Origin of the sequence: Exiguobacterium sp. SH0S7 (assembly GCF_004337195.1) — a bacterium.
Lineage (GTDB): Bacteria > Bacillota > Bacilli > Exiguobacteriales > Exiguobacteriaceae > Exiguobacterium > Exiguobacterium aurantiacum_A.
Window position 1 is genome coordinate 34,124 of record NZ_SJVA01000009.1, and the last position, 20,711, is coordinate 54,834.

The following is a 20,711-nucleotide window of genomic DNA, read 5'->3' on the forward strand; positions in this document are numbered from 1 at the left end:
TATAAGTTTCTTCGTTCCGGGAATGGGTTAATACGATATCCTTCCACAATTGCAACTAGATCCCAAACAGCTTAGAAGAGAGGATGAGATTCATGCCGTTTCGCCTAAAACCTCATAAACCATACTCTTTCTTCATCGAACATACTGAACGGAGTGGATCCAAACTTTTTGCTGACCAGCTTCATGAACAGTTGGCGAGCGAGACACACCGTCCGATCGTTCTCGTCTGCATCGGATCCGACCGTTCGACCGGAGATTCGCTCGGTCCCCTCGTCGGTACGTTTCTCGAGGAAAAAATGGTTCGGAACTTGCACGTCTACGGGACACTCACGAAACCGGTCCATGCCTTAAACCTAGTCGAAACGCTCCATGAGATTCAGACACGCTTTCACCGTCCGCTCATCATCGCCATCGATGCCTGCCTCGGCCGCTTATCGAGCGTCGGTTACGTCTTCTTCTCGGAAGGCCCGCTCGCACCGGGCGCTGGCGTTCAAAAAGAACTCCCCTCGGTCGGCGAATACAACATCAAGGCGGTCGTCAACGTGAGCGGCTTCATGGAGATGATGATTCTACAAAACACGCGTCTCCACCTCGTTTACGAACTGGCGCGCTTCGTCACCGCCGGATTCGTCGAATTCGATTCGCGAATCGGAAACATCCACCATGAAGAGGCCGCGTTCACAAGACTTCGTCAATCACGTGACGAATCAAAATCTTGAGGTGACAACAGCGTCAACAAATGTTCCAAGTCTTCCTGCGAAAAATATTTCAACTCGAGGACGCCGCCTTTTCGACGTGACCGAATCGAGACATCCATTTGAAGACGTTCCGCAAGCACGGCCTCGACGGCTTCGACGTCTGAGTCTGAGCGTTTGAGCGTCTTTTTTTCTGTGCGCTCTTTTTGCAAATGGCGCTCGAGCCGGCGGACCGTCCACTGCTCAGCAATGACACGTCGCGCGATTTGTTCCATCGCCGCCTCCGACTTCATGCCGGTGATGGCACGGGCATGACCCATCGTCAGTTCCCCGACCATGACCGCGTGTTGGACCGCGCTCGGCAGTCTCAGGAGCCGGAGGCTGTTCGTCACATGGCTCCGGCTCTTCCCGACACGTTCGGCGAGCTGTTGTTGCGTCAGCCCTAATGTCTGCATGAGTTGCTCATAGGCGAGCGCTTCTTCGATCGCGTTCAAATCAGCCCGTTGGATGTTCTCGATGAGCGCGAGCTCCATGACCCGATCCGAGTCGGCCGTAACGACGAGCGCCGGAATGTCTTCCTTCCCGGCAAGCCGCGCCGCCTGATAGCGCCGCTCGCCGGCGATGATCTCATAATAGCCGCTCGCCTTACGGACGACGATGGGCTGTAAGACACCGTACCGTTCAATCGATTGTCGCAACTCTTCTAGCTTCTCGGCTTCGAATTGCTTCCTTGGTTGGTTCGGGTTGGGACGGATAAATTTGAGCGCTAACTTTTCCATCGTGACGCCTCCTTGTTCATGATTTATAAAAAAAGCACGAGCTCACTTTTGTGGCCGCGCTTTTGGGATTCGGATTCGAATTTCAACAAACTCTTCTTCATCGACTTCTTCGGTTTGAACTTCGATACCGGTTTTCCCGATCAGATCAATCGAGTCACGGATCGTGTTGATCGCGATTCGAGTGTCTCGGGCAAAACTTTTCGTCCGCCGGCGTTGCTTCTTCGGTTTCCGTTTCTCTTCTTCAATCGGTGTCGTCAAGAACGCGACACGCTGTTCCGTCTCTTTGACGTTATAGTCTTCTTCAAGGATCTCCGTGAGTACTTGAATTTGCAGCAACTCTTCTTTGAGCGGCAAGAGCGCCCGGGCATGTCGTTCGTTGATTTGACGGTCACGTAAACATTGTTTGACGTCGTTCGGCAGCTTCAAGAGGCGTAACTTGTTCGCGATTGTCGACTGGCTCTTGCCAAGGCTCTTCGCGAGCGCATCTTGCGTCAACTGTTTCATCGACAACAACCGGTCATACGCTTCCGCTTCTTCAATCGGGCTAAGCTGTTCGCGTTGTAAGTTTTCGATGAGCGCCAAGGCGGCTGTTGTATCATCATCCATGTCACGGATGATGGCCGGAATGACGGACCATCCTAACGATTTGACCGCACGAAAACGACGCTCCCCAGCGATGATCTCATAGCGGTCCCCTTCCGCCTTACGAACAACGATCGGCTGAAGCAATCCGTGCTCTTCGATCGTGACGGCCAACTCTTCAATCTTAGCCGGTTCAAATACTTTACGCGGTTGATAACGGTTTGGAAGAAGTAATGCTAAAGCGATTTCTTGGACCGTGTCGTTCGGTTTAACTTGCGTCATTTCCGTGACGGCCACTTCTTGACGACTTCCGAACAGTTTAGCAAATGTTTTCTTCAACGTCGGCACCCCTTTATGTAAAAAATAAGCAGATTCCACCACTGGAATCTGCTTTTAGTTTCACGTGAAACAAGAATACTCAGATTAGCGGCTCTTTCGCCGGCGTTCCCGCTTTACGCGGATATTTCCCGGGCGTTTTACGTAATTTATCTACAATTACGATATTACGCTCACTCATCTCTCCTGGCAATAGGAACTGGTGTGTCGCTTTTACTTTCCCACCGAGCACCGCCAAGGCATTCTTCGCGTCCACAAGTTCGTCGGAAACTTTCGCGGCCTTGAGCGCCACGAACGTTCCGCCGACTTTTGCGAGCGGTAGACAGTACTCGGCGAGCACCGTCATCCGCGCGACGGCACGGGCCGTCACGACATCAAATTGCTCACGGAATTTTTTATTTTTCCCGAACTCTTCGGCGCGTCCATGGTGGAACGCGACGCCATCTAGCTCGAGAGCGAGGGCGAGTTCGTTCAAGAACGTGATGCGCTTGTTGAGCGAATCGACAATCGTCACATGTAAGTGCGGGAACAAGATTTTGAGCGGTAAGCTCGGGAAACCTGCCCCGGCGCCGACGTCACATACCGTCTCGACGGCCGTGAAGTCGAAATGAAACGCAGCGCTCAGCGAATCGTAGAAATGCTTCAAATAGACTTCTTCTTTATCCGTGATTGCCGTCAAATTCATCTTCTCGTTCCATTCGACGAGCATCTCGAAATACCGTTCGAACTGGGCGAGTTGTTTCTCGCTCAGTTCGAACCCTTCTGCCTGTAAGGCTTCAATAAATTGGGATTGATTCATCGTTTCACTCCACCGTTGCGTATTGTCCCTGCTCGATATAGACAAGAAGAATCGATACGTCGGCCGGGTTCACCCCGGAAATACGTGACGCTTGTCCAATCGAGAGCGGACGAACTTGTTTCAATTTTTGTTGCGCTTCCGTCGCAAGACCACTGATCGCGTCATAGTCGAGCTTCTCAGGGATGCGCTTCTCTTCCATACGACGCATTTTTTCGACTTGCTCGAGCTGTTTCGAGATGTAGCCTTCATATTTCACTTGAATCTCGACTTGTTCAGCTACTTCGAACGGCACTTCCACCGGAGCCGGTGCAAACCGCGTCAGCGTCGCGTACGTCACTTCGGGCCGCTTCAACAAGATGTTGGCATGTGCTGCTTCTTTGAGCGGGTTCGCCCCGACTTCTTCCAAAATCGCATTCACTTCAGCAGACGGTTTGATCACGAGCGACTGGAGCCGCTTCACTTCCGCAGCGATGGCTGTACGTTTGTCTTCAAGATTTGCATGGCGCTCGACAGACAACAAACCGACTTCGTGTCCGATGTCGCTGAGGCGAAGATCGGCGTTATCGTGGCGAAGGAGCAAGCGATATTCGGCACGTGACGTCAGCAGACGGTACGGCTCGTTCGTCCCTTTCGTCACGAGGTCGTCGATCAAGACACCGATATATGCTTGCGACCGGTCCAAGATGACCGGGTCTTTCCCGAGCACTTTGCAGGCGGCGTTCATACCGGCCATGATACCTTGCCCGGCTGCCTCCTCGTATCCGCTCGTCCCGTTGATCTGCCCAGCCGTGAACAGACCGCTGACCGTCTTCGTCTCGAGTGTCGGCCAAAGTTGCGTCGGTACGACCGCGTCGTATTCGATCGCGTAACCGGGGCGCATCATCTCTGAGTTCTCAAGACCTGGGATTGTCCGGAGCATCTGGTGCTGAACGTCTTCCGGCATGCTCGTCGAGAAGCCTTGGACGTAGATTTCTTCCGTGTCGCGGCCTTCTGGCTCGAGGAAGATTTGATGACGCGGCTTGTCGTTGAAACGAACGACTTTATCTTCAATCGACGGACAGTAGCGTGGCCCTGTCCCTTTGATCGCGCCCGAATACATCGGCGAACGATGCAAGTTCTCGTCGATCAACTGGTGCGTCCGCTCGCTCGTATACGTGAGCCAGCATGGGATCTGTTCGATCGGATTGAGATCGGTCGACGTGTAAGAGAAGAGCGACGGGTTCTCGTCCCCCGGCTGAATCTCCGTTTTTGAATAATCGATCGTCTTCCCGTCGATTCGCGGCGGCGTACCCGTCTTGAAACGAACAAGTTCAAGCCCGAGTTCTTCGAGATGCTTCGACAGCTCGACAGAAGGCATTTGGTTGTTCGGACCGCTCTCATAAGACAGTTCTCCGATGATGATCTGTCCGCGCATGAACGTACCGGTCGTGACGATGACCGCGTTCGCCCGATACTCCGAGCCTGTGTTCGTGATGACGCCGCGCACTTGCCCGTCTTCGACGATGAGTCGCTCGACGAGTGCTTGACGAAGCAACAGGTTCGGCTCGTCTTCAAGTACTTTCTTCATGTGATTTTGATATTGGAATTTGTCCGCTTGCGCCCGTAACGCACGCACCGCTGGACCTTTTGATGTGTTGAGCATTTTCATTTGAATATATGTCGCGTCAATCGCTTTCGCCATCTCGCCTCCGAGGGCATCGATTTCACGAACGACGATCCCTTTAGCGGGACCTCCGATCGACGGATTGCAATACATAAACCCGACCATGTCCGGGTTCATCGTGAGCATCGCTGTCTTCGCGCCCATGCGCGCCGACGCAAGTGCCGCTTCGATCCCCGCGTGACCGGCTCCGATGACGATGACGTCAAACTCGCCTGCCGTGTAAGCCATAGTGTTTCCTCCTTCTTATTTCCCAAGACAAAACTGTGAAAACAGTTGATCGATCAAACTTTCCTGGACCGTGTCCCCATTGATTTCCCCGAGCGTATCCCACGCCCGACGTAAATCAATTTGGACCATGTCAATCGGCATGTTCATGCCGGCGCTACCGAGCGCCTCATCGATTTGCTCGATCGTCCGTTTAATGAGTTGAATGTGTCGTGCGTTCGAGATATATGTCATATCTTGCGACTCGACGCCTTTGGCGAAGAACAAGTTCGAAATCGCCTTTTCAAGCGCATCGATCCCTTCTTCCAATAATAGCGATGTAGCCACAATCGGGCGCCCTGCCGCTAATTTCTCTAGCTTAGAAGAATCCATGTTTTGTGGCAAGTCCGTCTTGTTGATGATGATAATCGCATTCATGCCGGCAATCGCCTCGAATAGCGCCTCATCTTCGACCGTCAAGCCCTCATGACCGTTCAAGACGAGCAAGATGAGATCGGCGCCCGCAAGCGCCTTCCGCGATTTTTCAACACCGATCCGTTCGACGATATCTTCCGTCTCGCGGATCCCGGCCGTATCGATCAGCTTGAGCGGAACGCCTTTGACGTTCACGTACTCTTCGATCGTGTCGCGCGTCGTACCCGCGATTTCGGTGACGATCGCCTTCGTTTCCTGGACGAGCGTGTTGAGCAGCGAGGACTTGCCGACGTTCGGCCGTCCGATGATTGCTGTCGCGAGACCTTCGCGCAAAATTTTCCCTTGCCGAGCCGTCTCGAGCAGTTGTTCAAGCACACGTTTCACTTCGCCTGCCTTCTCTTCGACGATCGCTTGCGTCATCTCTTCAGCATCGTACTCTGGATAATCGATATTGACCTCGACGGCCGCGATCGTTTCAAGCAACAGTTGACGCAAATCACGGACGAGCCGCGACAAACGACCTTCCATCTGTGACATCGCCACGGTCATGGCGCGGTCGGTCTTCGCCCGAATCAAATCCATGACCGCTTCCGCTTGTGACAAGTCGATGCGGCCATTCAAAAAGGCGCGCTTCGTGAACTCGCCTGGTTCTGCCAATCGAATGTTCGGTTGTTCGAGGATCAGCTCGAGGACACGATTGACCGCGACGATTCCTCCGTGACAGTTGATTTCGACGACGTCTTCTCGCGTGAACGTCTTCGGCGCCCGCATGACGCTGACCATCACTTCATCGATGACCTCGTCTGTGCCAGGCCGTTTCAGTTTTCCGTAATGAATCGTGTGCGAGTCCACTTCCGTCAAGTCTTTGCCCGCGAACACGTTCGCCGTCGTCTCGACAGCCTTGTCACCGGACAAACGGACGATTCCGATTGCCCCTTCACCCATCGGCGTCGAAATGGCTGTAATCGTGTCAAACTCTAGCATAATCTTCCCCTCCCATACTTCAAACATCTTTATCTATCATATGCATAACGCACCTACTATACACGATATTTAGCTCGAACGAAAGGGTCCGACCTTTCCATCACGAGTTGCTTTTTCAGCTTTTACTTTTGTACAATAGCGGAATATATTTCCAAAGGAGGCACGACGGAATGAGACAACTTGAGGCCATTTCTAAACTGACGGACGTGTTACAGCAAGACGAAGCCGTTCAAGCGATTTTTCTTAAAGGATCGTTTGGACGCGGGGAAGGCGATGAACATTCGGACGTCGACCTTTATGTCATGGTCGCCCCGGAGAAGGTCGCTGACTTTTTAAGCCGACGGCGCCAGCACTTGTCGGCGTACCGTCCAATCTTGCTCGAGGACGACATCGACATCGTCGCCCCGCAACTGATTGTCGTCTACGATGACTTCTTACACGTCGACTTGTTCACCGTCACGTCGGAGACGTTGAACGGACACGACGAAATTATGGTGCTGTTCGACCCCGGCAACCGGCTTGAACATCATCCCCGTTCGCTCACCTTGGCTACAGGTGACTTATACGGGCACGCCTTCGATACGATTTGGTTTTTCTTTCAATATACGAAAGCACGCGACCGCGGAAACGACATTTGGGCCGTCGAGATGTTGCGCCAAGGGATGAACCATTTCGCCTACGTCCTTGCAGCCCATTACGAGCCGCATCGTAGCGTCCTCGGGTTGAAAGACGTGGCTGCACGCGCCCACATTGATTTGCGTGCGTGGTATGAGTCGTTGACCCCGACAAAACATGCCACGGCAGCGCGACTGTACGTCGCTCGCCTAGAGGAGGAGCGTCGATTTTTGGAGACAATCGAAGGGTTCGCAACAATCCGACCGTTTTTCATAAATTTGCTCCAACGCGAAAAGAGCCGCCTGTAAAATCAGGCGGCTCTTCGTTCATACGTGCTGGCGTCTTGCAGACCGAAGCGTGAAATAGAGTACTAATTCGATGAGACCGACGGCAATTAAAAAGCCACCGAACAATTGAAACAAGACGAGTAAGCTGTCGAACGGGTTCGCCAGCATGAGTAGTCCGATCCCGATCCACAACAAGCTGCTCAATAGAAAGAACATCCACCGATTCGCAATCGTCTTGCGAAAACCAACGGCTTGAATGAGCCGGATGAGCCCGCCAAACAAGAACAAGAAACCGATGAAGAGCGGTAAGAGGCTGGCTAACGTTTCAGCGAAGAAAAAGACGATTAAGGCAATCAAGATATAGACGATCCCCATAAAGAACGATGGCGGCAACCCATCTTTTCGTTGGCGAAGACCTTGGAACAACACCCAAAGACCGAGTACAGCAAAATAACCGGCGACGAGATAAACGATGACGTCAAAGAAAAAGCGCGGATTAAATAAAATCAGTAACCCGATCACCAAATAAATACCGGCTTGGACTAACGTCGAACGTTCAAGCCGTTTGATCAGCGTCTCCATTAGGAATGCTCCCTTCTTGGTTCAGATAATTGGTCTTTAATCCTATTCCCGCATTTTATCCACAATACTTCTCTTGTCACAAAAAAAGGCTGTGGATTATTTATCCACAGCCTCAACGTTTATTTGCGTTTTTTCTTTTTGTTCTGTTTTTCTTCTTCTGCGAGTACCGCGCGCTCTGCTTCTTTCGCAGCGATTTTCGCTTCAGCTTGAACTTTCATCTTCTCACGCATCGGCAACATGATTGCCATCGTCACGATGATTGAGATGATGTAACCGACGACCCAGTACATCGAGAGGGCTGCCGGGAGGGTGATCGACATGACGAAAATCATGACCGGGAAGATATAAAGCATCATCTTCAACTGCGGGTTTTGTTCTTGCCCCGCCATTGAGATTTTTTGTTGGGCATACGTCAAGATCGCAGCAAGGATCGGCAAGATGAACGTCGGATCCGGCGCACCAAGGTCGAACCAAAGGAAACTTGCTTCAAAGATTTCAGGTGTCCGACGAATCGCATCATAGAATGCGAACAAGATCGGCATTTGAATCAAGATTGGCAAACACCCTGCGAGCGGGTTGATTTGGTAGTCTTGATACATCTTCATCATTTCTTCTTGCAGTTTACGCTGTGTCTCTTGGTCTTTCGAGCTATACTTCTCACGAAGCTTGAGCATTTCCGGCTGCAACACTTGCATCGCACCCATACTCTTCGTTTGCTTGATCATGAGCGGTAAGATCAAGAGGCGGACGATGATCGTCGCAACGATGATCGAATACCCGTACTGCCAAGTGCCGCCGATTAAATAAGCCGCTTCTTTTAACAACCATGCTAGTGGCCATACAAAGTATTTAGACCAGAAGCCTTCCGTTTCAGCCGTGATTGGCTCTCCTTGGATTGTCGATGGATCGACGCATCCGGCCATCAACAAGATGACACCAGTCATGACGGCCAATAATCCTAATTTCAGGTTTTTGCTCATAATTCCTCCTACGCTTTCTGTATCGATTCTTTTTAGTTGCCTCACACGTCTATCGGTCAATCCTAATTAGTTCGCGTTATATATGAAAGAACGAGCTCGGATTGTTATGATCGATCGACTTGCCTCTGTTGCCAAACTTTAGCCCGTTTGAACACATGTTTCAAACTCTCCGTCACTTCATCTTGCGAGAGGGACGTCGCTGGTTTACGAGCGATGATGACATACTTATGCGGAGCCACGTTCGGTTCGAGCAAGCGAAGCGATTCACGCATCAATCGTTTCATTCGGTTTCGTTCCACTGCGTTCCCTAACTTTTTGCTGACAGAAAGTCCAACCCGGAAATGCGCTTGATCCGCCTTCTGAGTGTAGACGACAAACTGACGATTAGCCACGGAGCGTCCTTCGCGAAACACCGCTTGGAACTCTTCATTCTTTTGGAGGCGGTATTCTTTTTTCAAAATTTTCACTCCATCCTTCGCTTCAAAAATCGTCACCTAACATCATATCATATCCCATTCATTTCAACGAGTGAGAATCGATTTTTTCCGTTCAATTCTGTGACGATAAAAAAAGATTGCCCGAGGATCAGTTCCCCGGGCAATCTTTTGATCTTTATTAGACAGTCAAGGCTTTGCGGCCTTTACGACGACGAGCTGCAAGAATGTTGCGGCCGTTTTTAGTCGCCATACGCGAACGGAATCCGTGAACTTTTTTACGCTTACGGTTGTTAGGATTAAAAGTTGGTTTCATGGTTAAAGCACCTCCTCAAGGTTAACGCTCTATTAGCAAGTTATAGTTTCATTTAAGGCAGTCTTTAAGATTATATAAACTGTTCTACCGATTGTCAATGGCATTTCAAGAGGTTTTCGAATCGGGTACGAATAGTTAACAACGATGAACTTGATCTCCCCAACTAGACGGATCAGGCTAGACGTCTATAAAATGGGGGGCTAAACGAAACGCAACCTTTACATTTGAGCCGTCATTCTTTTACAAATAGCTTGATAAAGCCATTTTATCCACATATCCACCTAGTTATCCACACTTATATGTGTATAACTCCATCTTTTTCAACAATTGTAACGTACGGTTTCTTAAAATTCTACTTTCTTCTCTTACAAAAACAATACGTTATTCTCTTTCTCCCTCTTTTGTGTATAACTTTTTCATGGCGGCTCGTCCCCTTTAAGTTTATCCACAACATATCCACAGCTTATCCACACTGTCCACAGCATGTGGATAAGTGCCTGTGGATTGTTTTTTAAATCTGTGGATAAATGTCAAAAACCGTTGCCACGTCTATTTTATTTTGATAAACTAAATGTGCACAACTCGTGGATGATATTTCATCAATTCCGAGATATACACAGCCTGTGGATAACTGTTATCCCCATAGTTAACACCTTGTGGATAACGTTATCCACAGTTTTTGTTTCCTGGGGATAAGCCTAGTTTCTACTATAAGAATAGTGAATGTGTATATCATGTGAATAAGTTTCGCCAATATGTGAGTAAAGGAGGTCTTTCATTGAAAAATGCTCGCGAGATTTGGAGAAATGTTTTATCTCTAATCGACGAAGAAGAACGAACACCAAAAGCTAGCTTTGACATGTGGTTGAAGTCAACGGAAGGAATTTCATTGATGGGAACGACACTCGTCGTATCCGCCCCCGCTAGTTTCATTGTCACTTGGCTCGAACGTCAGTACTTGTCATTATTGCAAGATACGGTTGAGGAAGTGACGAACAATCGACTTGAGATTCATTTTATCGAGGAGTCGCAAGCGCACAAGTATGCTCCTGCAGAGGGATCAAAAGAAGCGATTGCCGCTACAGAAACGAGAGAGCAGCCGGTTCCAGTACGATCAAAAGAGGAAGGGAACCTCGGTCAATTAAACGATAAGTATATCTTTGAAACGTTCGTCATCGGTTCGGGCAACCGGTTTGCCCATGCTGCCTCACTGGCTGTGGCTGAAGCGCCTGCGAGAGCTTACAATCCGCTCTTCATCTATGGGGGAGTCGGACTTGGAAAGACACACTTGATGCATGCGATCGGTCATTACGTGAAAGGGCAGAAGCCAGGCGCACGAATCGCCTACGTTTCGTCGGAAAAGTTTACAAACGAGTTCATTAACTCAATCCGCGACAATAAGACAGAGGAGTTCCGTAACCGTTACCGGAACATCGATGTTCTATTAATAGATGACATTCAGTTCTTGGCCGGGAAAGAACAGACGCAAGAAGAGTTCTTCCACACGTTCAATGCGCTCCATAACGATCAAAAACAAATCGTCATCTCGAGCGATCGGCCGCCTAAAGAGATTCCGACGTTAGAAGATCGTCTCCGGTCTCGGTTCGAATGGGGACTGATCACGGATATCACGCCGCCTGACCTCGAGACGCGGATCGCGATTTTACGGAAGAAAGCGACAGCTGAAGGGCTTGATATCGCCAATGACGTCATGCTCTATATCGCGAATCAAATCGACACGAACATTCGTGAGCTTGAAGGCGCACTTACCCGCGTCGTCGCCTATGCGAAGCTCGTCGCCCGGCCGATTGACCCTGATGTCGCTGCCGAAGCGCTCCACAACATCATGCCGGTGCAAGAAGCGAAGAAGATTGTCATCCGTGACATCCAAGAGATCGTCGGTCATCACTTTAATATCGAGGTCGATGAGCTCAAAGCGAAAAAACGGACGAAGACGCTCGCTTTCCCGAGACAGATCGCGATGTATTTATCACGCGAGATGACCGAGAGCTCACTCCCTAAAATCGGAGAAGAGTTCGGTGGGCGGGATCACACGACAGTTATCCACGCGCATGAGAAGATTAGCACGTTACTCAAGCATGATCCGGAGATGCAAGAGACGATTAAAACATTGAAGAAGGCGTTGTCGTAACCGTCTCATTTCTCTTGTGGATATCCTGTGGATAAACAAGCCGAGTTATCCACACGTTATTCACAGGCAGATTGGCTCAACACCAGTTGTTCAAGTGAGTTATCCCCACTATCCACAGCCCTTATTACTATTATGACTTAAATAATACTATTATTATTAAACTATATGACTCATTTCACTTAGGAGGAATTATCCACATGCACTTAACGATTCAGCGCGATGTATTCATGCAAGCCGTACAAGATGTATCAAAAGCTGTTGCTTCTAGAACGACGATCCCAATTTTGACAGGATTAAAACTCGAAGCCCATGCGGATGGATTGACGCTCACAGGAAGTGATACGGAAATTTCAATCGAACGATTGATCCCGGTCGAAGAGGGTGGAATCGAACTCATCCAAATCAAACGTGCCGGTAGCGTCGTCTTGAACGCCCGTTTCCTTGGTGAAATCGTCAAGAAGCTCCCGACGAACGAAGTCACACTCGAAGTCTCACCAAACTTCATGACGCGTATCGAATCAGGTCAAGCGGAGTTCCATCTGAACGGACTCGACCCAGACGAGTATCCACGTCTCCCTGAACTAGCGAGCGACCGCCGGTTCTATCTTCCGGCCGATTTGTTGAAGACGATCATTCGCCAAACAAGCTTTGCCGTCTCGTCGCAAGAGACACGTCCAGTCCTGACAGGTGTGAATTTCTCAGCTGAAAAAGGATTTTTGACATGCGTCGCGACGGATAGCCATCGGTTGGCACTGCGCCGGGCCCGTTTTGAAACAGATGACGATTTGACGTTCCAAAATGTCGTCGTACCTGGTCGTTCACTCAATGAGCTCGCGAAATTACTCGACCGTGAAGAGTTGCCGATTGAAATCGTCTTGACGGACCAACAGATTCTATTCCGTCTGAAAAACATTTCGTTCTTTTCACGTCTTCTTGATGGAGCGTACCCAGATACGTCTCGCTTGATCCCAGAAGAATATCGGACTGCAGTTCGTTTGAATGCGAAAGATTTCTTACAGGCGATTGATCGTGCATCGCTGTTGGCACGTTCGGATCGCAACAATGTCATCAAGTTCGTGGCTGAAGAAGCGAACACGGTCGAAGTCTCTTCACACTCGCCTGAAGTCGGGAAAGTGTCCGAGCGGGTCAGCATCTTATCGCTCGAAGGTGAAGAACTCAAAATTTCGTTCAACTCGAAATTTGTCATGGATGCGCTTCGTGCGCTCGATGCGACGGAAATCGAGGTTCAATTCACAGGTTCGATGCGCCCGTTCATTTTGCGTCCGGTCGAACAAGATAGTGTCCTTCAGTTGATTTTGCCAGTCCGCACATCGTAATCAAGATGGAGCGAATCGGGGATGATGAGGTGTTTCACCTTATCATCCCTATTTTTGCCTTATTCGACGTTTTTCGATAAACTAATATGTATGGCGATTTTTTGTGAAAAGTATGAAGGAAAGGAAGTGACGACATGGAAAAAGTGTCGATTACGACCGAGTATGTAACACTCGGACAATTTTTAAAATTAGCTGATATTATTTCAAGCGGAGGCCAAGCGAAATTCTTTTTGGAAGACGTTGAGATCAAAGTGAACGGCGAGGTCGATCAACGCCGCGGCCGTAAACTCCGCGACGGAGACAAGATTGAAGTCGAGGGCTACGGGGACTTCCAAATCGAGGGGAACTAACGTGCACTTATTGTCGATTCGACTGCAAAACTACCGCAACTACGAAGCCCTTGAGCTAAATTTTTCAGAACAGACGAATGTTCTCATCGGTGAGAACGCCCAAGGCAAAACGAATCTGCTCGAATCGATTTACGTACTTGCGCTCGCAAAGTCGCATCGGACGACGCAAGACCGTGAACTGATCGGATGGGAAGCGGAAACGGCCATCGTCGAGGGTCGGATCCATAAACGTACCGGTGAAACGGTACAGTCGCTGAGCTTTTCTCCGAAAGGGAAAAAAGCGAAACTGAACCACCTCGAGCAACGACGGCTCAGTGACTACGTCGGAGCGTTCAACGTCGTCTTGTTCGCGCCAGAAGATCTTGCGATCGTCAAAGGCAGCCCTCAAGGACGAAGACGTTTTTTAGATATGGAAATCGGACAAGTCAGTCCGATTTACTTACATGACTTGAATCAGTATTTGAAAACACTGAAGCAACGGAATGCATTTTTAAAACAACTGTCGATCAAAGGTGGGGACGAGACATTGCTCGAAGTGCTCACCGACCAACTGATTGAGCTTGCCGTCAAAATCGTTTCCAGGCGCCACCATTTTATCGATCAACTCGAGAAATGGGCCGGACCGATCCATGCAGGAATCACTCGGAACTTAGAAACGTTGACGATTCAATACGTCTCGGACACGTTTCAAAAAGAACGTCACACGAAAGAACAGATGTTTGAAACGTATCGGCAAAAGTTTGATAAAATAAGAGAGAACGAACGAAGAAGAGGTGTGACCTTGTTCGGTCCCCATCGCGACGACTTCGAATTGTACGTTAATGATCGGAACGTCCAAACGTTCGGTTCACAGGGCCAGCAACGCACGGCGGCCTTGTCGTTAAAACTAGCGGAGATTGAACTGATCCACGAAGAGGTCGGGGAGTATCCGCTGCTGTTGTTAGACGACGTCTTATCTGAATTAGATGATCATCGCCAAACCCATCTGCTTGATACGATGGGGCAGAAAGTCCAAACGATTATTACGACGACCAATATCGATGGAATTGCTCACGAAACGATTCAACAAGCCAAGTTGTTTCACGTGAAACAAGGTAAAGTTGAGACGGAATCTGTCTAACGTACGACCAATCCTTATGAACACCAATTCATGTATAGTAGGTGAATGAAACCGATGAGTAACGAAAACGAAAAACAAATGCAAGATTACGGTGCCGATCAGATTCAAGTGCTTGAAGGGTTAGAAGCCGTTCGTAAACGCCCAGGGATGTATATCGGTTCGACGAGTTCGCGCGGGCTCCACCACTTAGTGTGGGAAGTCGTCGACAACTCGATTGATGAAGCGCTCGCCGGTCATTGTGAAACGATTACCGTGACGGTCGAACCAGGCAACTCTGTCGTGGTCGAAGATGATGGCCGGGGGATTCCGGTCGACATTCAGAAAAAGACAGGACGTCCTGCCGTCGAAGTCATCTTCACCGTTCTCCACGCCGGAGGTAAATTTGGCGGCGGTGGATATAAAGTGTCGGGTGGTTTGCACGGAGTCGGGGCGTCCGTCGTTAACGCCTTGTCGAAGAAACTCGAGGTGTTCGTACGCCGAAACGGTAACGTTTACTATCAATCGTTCAAACGCGGCGCACCTCAAGGTGAGCTCGAGATTGTCGGCACGACAGACACGACCGGTACGACGGTTCGTTTCTTCCCAGATGGAGACATCTTCGATGAAACACTCGAATACGATTTTGATCTTCTCGCAACTCGCTTGCGTGAACTTGCTTTCTTGAACAAAGGACTCCGTATCATCGCAAAAGACGAGCGGGGCGACGAAACGATTGAGCGAAACTATTATTACGAAGGCGGGATCAAGTCTTACGTCGAGCATTTGAACCGTTCGAAGTCTTCGATCCACGAGGAGCCGGTTTATGTACACGGCACGAAAGACGGGATCGAAGTAGAGATCGCGCTGCAGTACAACGAAGGGTTCTCTAGCAATATTTACTCGTTCACAAACAACATTCCGACACACGAAGGCGGAACGCACGAGACCGGATTCAAAACGGCACTGACACGGGCGATCAACGATTACGCCAAACGCTTTGGATTGATGAAAGAGGCTGATGGCAGCCTTTCTGGCGACGACGTGCGTGAGGGGATGACCGCGATCGTCTCGGTCAAACACCCGTCACCGCAGTTCGAGGGACAGACGAAGACGAAGCTCGGTAACGCTGACGCCCGTACGGTGACAGATTCACTCTTTAGCGAGACGTTCGAACAGTTCTTGCTTGAGAACCCGTCGGTCGGCCGACTCATCGTCGACAAAGGGCTCATGGCAGCCCGTGCCCGCCTCGCGGCCAAACGCGCCCGTGAAATGACACGTCGTAAAGGCATCCTTGAAGTCAGCTCGTTGCCAGGTAAGCTGGCCGACTGTTCATCGAAGGACGCATCAAAATCTGAACTGTACATCGTCGAGGGTGACTCGGCCGGTGGATCAGCCAAGTCAGGACGCGACCGTCATTTCCAAGCGATTTTGCCAATCCGAGGTAAGATCATCAACGTCGAGAAAGCAAGACTCGATAAAATCTTAGCCAACCAAGAAGTCCGAACAATCATCACGGCACTTGGGACCGGGATCGCCGACGAATTCGATCTCGGCAAGGCGCGTTACCATAAGTTGATCATCATGACCGATGCCGACGTCGATGGTGCCCACATCCGGACACTGTTGCTGACGTTCTTCTATCGTTACATGCGGCCACTTATTGAGAGCGGCTACGTCTACATCGCCCAGCCGCCACTCTACGGTGTAAAACATGGTAAAGAGATTGTTTACGTCCAAAACGACCGCGAACTCCAAGAAGCAATCAAACGACTTCCTGAGAACGCGCGCTATAGTGTACAGCGCTACAAGGGTCTCGGTGAGATGGACCCGGAACAACTTTGGAGCACGACGATGAATCCAGAGTCTCGCTCGATGCTTCGTGTCGACCTTCAAGACGCCATCGAGGCAGATGAGGTCTTTGAGACGCTCATGGGCGACAATGTCGAGCCGCGCCGTGACTTTATCCAGTCACACGCACACTACGTGAAAAACCTCGATATTTAAAAAGAAGGGTAGGCAATAACGAATGGCAGAACAAGAAAATATCAAGGATATAAATATTAGCCAAGAGATGCGGACGTCGTTCATGGACTATGCGATGAGCGTCATCGTGTCGCGTGCCCTCCCGGACGTGCGAGACGGTCTCAAGCCGGTTCACCGCCGTATCCTTTATGCGATGAACGAGCTCGGGATTCGTGCCGACAAGCCCCATAAGAAGTCTGCCCGTGTCGTCGGGGACGTCATCGGTAAATATCACCCACATGGTGATTCAGCCGTTTACGAGACGATGGTCCGGATGGCCCAAGATTTCAGTTATCGCTACGAACTCGTCGATGGCCACGGAAACTTCGGGTCCGTCGATGGAGACTCGGCAGCGGCAATGCGTTACACGGAAGCCCGGATGTCGAAAATCGCGATGGAACTCGTGCGCGATATCGGTAAAAACACGATTGACTATCAAGCAAACTTTGATGGTGAAGAGAAAGAACCAGTCGTTATGCCGGCCCGTTTCCCGAACTTCCTCGTCAATGGTACGAGCGGGATCGCGGTCGGGATGGCGACGAACGTACCACCACATAACTTGAACGAAGTAATCGATGGCGTACTTGCGCTCACGCATAATCCGGACATCACGATTTCAGAGCTCATGCAGTACATTCCGGGTCCGGACTTTCCGACGTCTGGTGAGATTTTAGGACGCAGCGGTATTCGCCGGGCGTATGAGACAGGTCGCGGATCGATCACGATGCGCGCGAAAGCCGAGATCCAAGTGTTGAAGAACGGCCGTGAACGCATCCTCGTCCACGAAATTCCGTATCAAGTGAACAAGGCACGTCTCGTTGAAAAGATTGCTGACCTAGTTCGCGATAAGAAAATCGAGGGCATCACAGACCTTCGCGACGAGTCGGACCGAAACGGAATGCGCGTCGTCATCGAGGTACGCCGCGATGCGAACGCAAGCGTCATCTTGAACAACTTGTATAAACAGACGCCGATGCAAACGACGTTCGGGGTGAACATGCTCGCGCTCGTCGGAGGACGTCCGAAAACGCTCAACTTGAAACAAGCGATCTATTATTACATCGAGCACCAAAAAGAAGTCGTTCGTCGTCGGACGCAGTTCGACCTCGATAAGGCAGAAGCGCGTGCGCATATTCTCGAAGGTCTCCGTGTCGCACTCGACCACCTCGATGAAGTCATCGCCATCATCCGCAGCACGCGGACCGGTGACGAGGCCCGTGAGAAATTGATTGCTCGCTTCGGACTATCAACAGAGCAGACACAAGCCATTCTCGATATGCGTCTCCAACGGTTGACCGGTCTTGAACGCGAGAAAATCGAAGGCGAGTATCGCGAGATCCGTACGTTGATCGAAGAATTGCGTGCGATTTTAGGGGACGAGGAACTCCTTCTCGAAATCATTCGCAATGAGTTGACTGAAATCAAAGAGCGTTACGGCGATGCACGTCGTACAGTGATCCGTACCGACATCATCGAGCTTGAGGATGAGGATTTGATCCCAGTTCGGGACATGATGATCGCACTGACGAGCGAAGGCTACATCAAATCGATTCCGAGTGACTCGTATCGTACACAACGCCGTGGCGGTCGAGGGAAACAAGGAATGGGTACGAATGACGAAGACTTCGTATTGCGCCTCTTATCTGCTTCAACGCACGATACGATCTTGTTCTTCACGAACTTCGGTCGCGTGTTCCGCTTGAAAGGATATGAGATTCCTGAGATGAGCCGAACCGCGAAAGGGATGCCGATTATCAACTTGCTCCAAGTCGATAAGGGCGAGAAGGTCGAAACGATGATTCCGGTCGACTTTAATAGCTATTTGGCGGACAAAGCTATCGTTGAGGACGTTGGTGAAGGTTCAGAAGAAGAAGAAGTGGCTGATGAGCAATTGTCACTCGTGTTTATCACGAAGCACGGACTTGTCAAACGGTCACCGCTTTCTGCCTATGCTCGCATCAACAAAAACGGGTTGCGTGCTATCAGCTTAAATGATAGCGATGAGCTCGTTACCGTACGTCTCGCGAAGAGCGATGACGAGATGTTGATCGTGACACACGCAGGGATGTCGATTCGCTTCCCGCTCGAAGGTGAGGTCCGTTCGATGGGCCGTACCGCTCGCGGTGTACGTGCGATTCGATTGAAGAAAGATGATGATCGAGTCGTTTCGATGGAAATCGTACGCCCGACGCAAGACGTGCTCATCATCACGGAAAAAGGATATGGCAAACGCACGGCGATGGAACAATTCCGTACACAAGGTCGAGGCGGTTCTGGAATTATCGGAATCAAGACAGACCGCGGAACTGTCGTCGGGATGCGCGTAGTCGATGAAGATGATGACATCATGCTCATGACCGAGCTCGGTGTCGCGATTCGAATCGATGCCCAAACAATTTCGCAAATGGGGCGTAGCACGCGCGGTGTTAAAGTCATGAATATCGAAGATGGCGACCGCTTGGCGACAATTGCTAAACTGAAAAAAGATGAATTAGAAGAGGAATCGACAGTTGATGTGGAGAATGGGTTTGTTGATGAAGCACCCGAAGTTGGCCCATCGTCTGAAGAGACTGAGTAAGACGAAAAGGTTGAACGGTGCTTCCGTTCGACCTTTTTTCATACAATCAGGAGGGATGAGCATGCGACTTGCCATTTCAAACGTTCACGTTGGAATGACGCTTTTGACGTCAGTTTCTTCGTTAGAGGCAGGAACGAAACTGACAAACGAACATTTACGCTTGCTCCGTTTTTTAAAGGTGGGAGCGATTGATGTTGCTCCGGTCGAATGTCGCCATCTTACCCGCGACGAGGAAATCGATCTATGTGCAAAAGTGCTCCAATATGAACGGCATTATAACCAATGGGAAGAACGAATTGCCCCCAACCCTTACGAAGCGCTTGAATTCGTCCATCAACTGTTCAAACGTGAATATCCGCTATCGGCCATCGTCACCTTCTTCACGAATCAATCACTTCGAAAAAATCATGTGATTCATCATGCGATTTATCGAGCCTTAGTAGCCAAGACGCTATCGAAATACCGAGGAGACGAACACCGCATTCAATTCGATTATGGCGTTGCTTCCTATTTCGCAGATGCGAGCTACGCTAAAATACGAAAGTGGTCCCACATGCGCTATTTCACAAAAATGGAACGAGAGCTGTTGTATCAGCACCCGCTCGTCTCGTTTGCGATGTTACCGCAAGATCAGACACTTAGAACCAGGGTCGGTAAATTGATTGCCGAACATCATGAACGCCTAGACGGGTCAGGTTTTCCGAATCGGCTAGAAGAACGAGCCCTTCATCCTGCATCACCGTTGTTCATCGTCGCTGATCGGTTCTGCCAATTGACAGCCCCACGTACGTTCAGGGCAGCGTTGACAGCAGAAGAGGCCTATTTTTATATGTGGCAAAATGAGGCATACGATGGGGAAGCATTGACGTTTTTAGCTACACTGCTCGGCTTTTACGAAGTAGGACGGACTGTCTTACTGAGCAGTGGTGTGCGCGGAACGATTCAACGCTACACGCCGAGTGTAGAACAACCGGTCGTGATCGCTGAACCAACGCAAGAAACATACGATTTATCTCAACTTGATGAGGTTCGAATCGTCGCTTTTCAGTAACCGTCTAGCGTGTTCCTTCTATATAGTGCCGTCGAAAGAATACGCTAGATATTATTCTTTTAAAATATTTTATTTTTATAGTTGACGAATATAATTACAGATGATACTATTAATGAGTCGTTAAGAGCGACAGACGAACTTTGAAAACTGAACGATGAGGCAAAAAAAGTTTTACAAGTTTTGAATGAAGCGCAAGCTTCGTCATTTTCAAGAGCTATATCAAATTCTTTGGAGAGTTTGATCCTGGCTCAGGACGAACGCTGGCGGCGTGCCTAATACATGCAAGTCGAGCGCAGGAAATCGGCGGAACCCTTCGGGGGGAAGTCGACGGAATGAGCGGCGGACGGGTGAGTAACACGTAAAGAACCTGCCCTCAGGTCTGGGATAACCACGAGAAATCGGGGCTAATACCGGATGGGTCATCGAACCGC

18 protein-coding genes and 1 rRNA gene are annotated in these 20,711 nt (G+C 50.0%); 10 read left to right on the forward strand and 9 right to left on the reverse strand.

The genetic code is table 11. From position 1 onward, the window contains the following. The first annotated feature begins 92 nt into the window (after positions 1-92). The gene (gene yyaC, locus EVJ22_RS12270) at positions 93-719 is read left to right on the forward strand and encodes a spore protease YyaC (RefSeq protein WP_070329339.1); all 627 of its coding nucleotides are present in this window, start codon (positions 93-95) and stop codon (positions 717-719) included. On the opposite strand, the gene EVJ22_RS12275 is transcribed toward yyaC, so the two are convergent. The 5 genes from EVJ22_RS12275 to mnmE form a co-directional block, all read right to left on the reverse strand. Further along, complete coding sequence (locus EVJ22_RS12275; protein ID WP_071398684.1) at positions 692-1,474, reverse strand: ParB/RepB/Spo0J family partition protein; 783 nt, start codon at positions 1,472-1,474, stop codon at positions 692-694. The two genes, yyaC and EVJ22_RS12275, sit on opposite strands and share 28 nt — an antisense overlap. 42 nt (positions 1,475-1,516) lie before the next feature. After that, positions 1,517-2,395 carry a nucleoid occlusion protein gene (gene noc / locus EVJ22_RS12280; RefSeq protein WP_131444029.1) on the reverse strand — a complete coding sequence of 293 codons (879 nt, stop codon included), beginning with the start codon at positions 2,393-2,395 and terminating at the stop codon, positions 1,517-1,519. Positions 2,396-2,474: 79 nt separating this feature from the next. Beyond that, positions 2,475-3,191 (reverse strand): 16S rRNA (guanine(527)-N(7))-methyltransferase RsmG, encoded by a 717-nt coding sequence (gene rsmG / locus EVJ22_RS12285; protein ID WP_070329336.1) that lies wholly within the window; start codon positions 3,189-3,191, stop codon positions 2,475-2,477. 4 nt (positions 3,192-3,195) lie between these two features. Further along, positions 3,196-5,082 carry a tRNA uridine-5-carboxymethylaminomethyl(34) synthesis enzyme MnmG gene (mnmG, locus tag EVJ22_RS12290; RefSeq protein ID WP_131444030.1) on the reverse strand — a complete coding sequence of 629 codons (1,887 nt, stop codon included), beginning with the start codon at positions 5,080-5,082 and terminating at the stop codon, positions 3,196-3,198. Positions 5,083-5,097: 15 nt separating this feature from the next. Continuing rightward, on the reverse strand, positions 5,098-6,477 hold the full coding sequence (mnmE, locus tag EVJ22_RS12295; RefSeq protein ID WP_070329335.1) for a tRNA uridine-5-carboxymethylaminomethyl(34) synthesis GTPase MnmE: 1,380 nt from the start codon (positions 6,475-6,477) through the stop codon (positions 5,098-5,100). Positions 6,478-6,647: 170 nt separating this feature from the next. Between mnmE and EVJ22_RS12300 the strand changes: the two genes are divergently transcribed. Next, a complete protein-coding gene (locus EVJ22_RS12300; protein WP_071398680.1) occupies positions 6,648-7,400 on the forward strand; it encodes a nucleotidyltransferase domain-containing protein in 753 nt (250 codons plus the stop codon). Positions 7,401-7,418: 18 nt separating this feature from the next. Here the strand turns inward: EVJ22_RS12300 and EVJ22_RS12305 are convergent, their stop codons facing one another. The 4 genes from EVJ22_RS12305 to rpmH form a co-directional block, all read right to left on the reverse strand. Beyond that, positions 7,419-7,961, reverse strand: a complete 543-nt coding sequence (locus EVJ22_RS12305) for an HdeD family acid-resistance protein (protein WP_131441355.1) — start codon at positions 7,959-7,961, stop codon at positions 7,419-7,421. 119 nt (positions 7,962-8,080) lie between these two features. After that, the gene (yidC, locus tag EVJ22_RS12310; protein WP_071398678.1) at positions 8,081-8,941 is read right to left on the reverse strand and encodes a membrane protein insertase YidC; all 861 of its coding nucleotides are present in this window, start codon (positions 8,939-8,941) and stop codon (positions 8,081-8,083) included. Between the two features lie 104 nt (positions 8,942-9,045). Next, positions 9,046-9,399 carry a ribonuclease P protein component gene (rnpA, locus tag EVJ22_RS12315; protein ID WP_071398687.1) on the reverse strand — a complete coding sequence of 118 codons (354 nt, stop codon included), beginning with the start codon at positions 9,397-9,399 and terminating at the stop codon, positions 9,046-9,048. Positions 9,400-9,556: 157 nt separating this feature from the next. Then, on the reverse strand, positions 9,557-9,691 hold the full coding sequence (rpmH, locus tag EVJ22_RS12320; protein WP_083274156.1) for a 50S ribosomal protein L34: 135 nt from the start codon (positions 9,689-9,691) through the stop codon (positions 9,557-9,559). Positions 9,692-10,469: 778 nt separating this feature from the next. On the opposite strand from rpmH, the gene dnaA reads away from it, so the two are divergent. The 8 genes from dnaA to EVJ22_RS12360 all read left to right on the forward strand — a co-directional run. Further along, the gene (dnaA, locus tag EVJ22_RS12325; RefSeq protein ID WP_070329330.1) at positions 10,470-11,843 is read left to right on the forward strand and encodes a chromosomal replication initiator protein DnaA; all 1,374 of its coding nucleotides are present in this window, start codon (positions 10,470-10,472) and stop codon (positions 11,841-11,843) included. A 197-nt stretch (positions 11,844-12,040) separates the two neighbouring features. Beyond that, on the forward strand, positions 12,041-13,180 hold the full coding sequence (gene dnaN, locus EVJ22_RS12330) for a DNA polymerase III subunit beta (RefSeq protein ID WP_131444031.1): 1,140 nt from the start codon (positions 12,041-12,043) through the stop codon (positions 13,178-13,180). Positions 13,181-13,314: 134 nt separating this feature from the next. Further along, positions 13,315-13,530: a S4 domain-containing protein YaaA gene (gene yaaA, locus EVJ22_RS12335; protein ID WP_070329328.1), complete on the forward strand. Its 216-nt coding sequence runs from the start codon at positions 13,315-13,317 to the stop codon at positions 13,528-13,530. Position 13,531: 1 nt separating this feature from the next. Next, positions 13,532-14,650 (forward strand): DNA replication/repair protein RecF, encoded by a 1,119-nt coding sequence (gene recF, locus EVJ22_RS12340; protein WP_070329327.1) that lies wholly within the window; start codon positions 13,532-13,534, stop codon positions 14,648-14,650. A 54-nt stretch (positions 14,651-14,704) separates the two neighbouring features. Then, positions 14,705-16,633, forward strand: a complete 1,929-nt coding sequence (gyrB, locus tag EVJ22_RS12345) for a DNA topoisomerase (ATP-hydrolyzing) subunit B (RefSeq protein WP_071398677.1) — start codon at positions 14,705-14,707, stop codon at positions 16,631-16,633. 22 nt (positions 16,634-16,655) lie between these two features. Continuing rightward, positions 16,656-19,229 (forward strand): DNA gyrase subunit A, encoded by a 2,574-nt coding sequence (gene gyrA / locus EVJ22_RS12350; protein WP_131444032.1) that lies wholly within the window; start codon positions 16,656-16,658, stop codon positions 19,227-19,229. Positions 19,230-19,290: 61 nt separating this feature from the next. Beyond that, positions 19,291-20,280 (forward strand): HD-GYP domain-containing protein, encoded by a 990-nt coding sequence (locus EVJ22_RS12355; RefSeq protein WP_131444033.1) that lies wholly within the window; start codon positions 19,291-19,293, stop codon positions 20,278-20,280. Positions 20,281-20,505: 225 nt separating this feature from the next. Next, positions 20,506-20,711 (forward strand): 16S ribosomal RNA (locus EVJ22_RS12360); the annotation flags it as partial.

Coding starts and splice junctions, on each gene's coding strand:
- yyaC (WP_070329339.1), top strand. CDS start 93: ATGCCGTTTCGCCTAAAACCTCATAAACCATACTCTTTCTTCATCGAA.
- EVJ22_RS12275 (WP_071398684.1), bottom strand. CDS start 1,474: ATGGAAAAGTTAGCGCTCAAATTTATCCGTCCCAACCCGAACCAACCA.
- rsmG (WP_070329336.1), bottom strand. CDS start 3,191: ATGAATCAATCCCAATTTATTGAAGCCTTACAGGCAGAAGGGTTCGAA.
- mnmG (WP_131444030.1), bottom strand. CDS start 5,082: ATGGCTTACACGGCAGGCGAGTTTGACGTCATCGTCATCGGAGCCGGT.
- mnmE (WP_070329335.1), bottom strand. CDS start 6,477: ATGCTAGAGTTTGACACGATTACAGCCATTTCGACGCCGATGGGTGAA.
- EVJ22_RS12300 (WP_071398680.1), top strand. CDS start 6,648: ATGAGACAACTTGAGGCCATTTCTAAACTGACGGACGTGTTACAGCAA.
- EVJ22_RS12305 (WP_131441355.1), bottom strand. CDS start 7,961: ATGGAGACGCTGATCAAACGGCTTGAACGTTCGACGTTAGTCCAAGCC.
- yidC (WP_071398678.1), bottom strand. CDS start 8,941: ATGAGCAAAAACCTGAAATTAGGATTATTGGCCGTCATGACTGGTGTC.
- rpmH (WP_083274156.1), bottom strand. CDS start 9,691: ATGAAACCAACTTTTAATCCTAACAACCGTAAGCGTAAAAAAGTTCAC.
- dnaN (WP_131444031.1), top strand. CDS start 12,041: ATGCACTTAACGATTCAGCGCGATGTATTCATGCAAGCCGTACAAGAT.
- yaaA (WP_070329328.1), top strand. CDS start 13,315: ATGGAAAAAGTGTCGATTACGACCGAGTATGTAACACTCGGACAATTT.
- gyrB (WP_071398677.1), top strand. CDS start 14,705: ATGAGTAACGAAAACGAAAAACAAATGCAAGATTACGGTGCCGATCAG.
- gyrA (WP_131444032.1), top strand. CDS start 16,656: ATGGCAGAACAAGAAAATATCAAGGATATAAATATTAGCCAAGAGATG.
- EVJ22_RS12355 (WP_131444033.1), top strand. CDS start 19,291: ATGCGACTTGCCATTTCAAACGTTCACGTTGGAATGACGCTTTTGACG.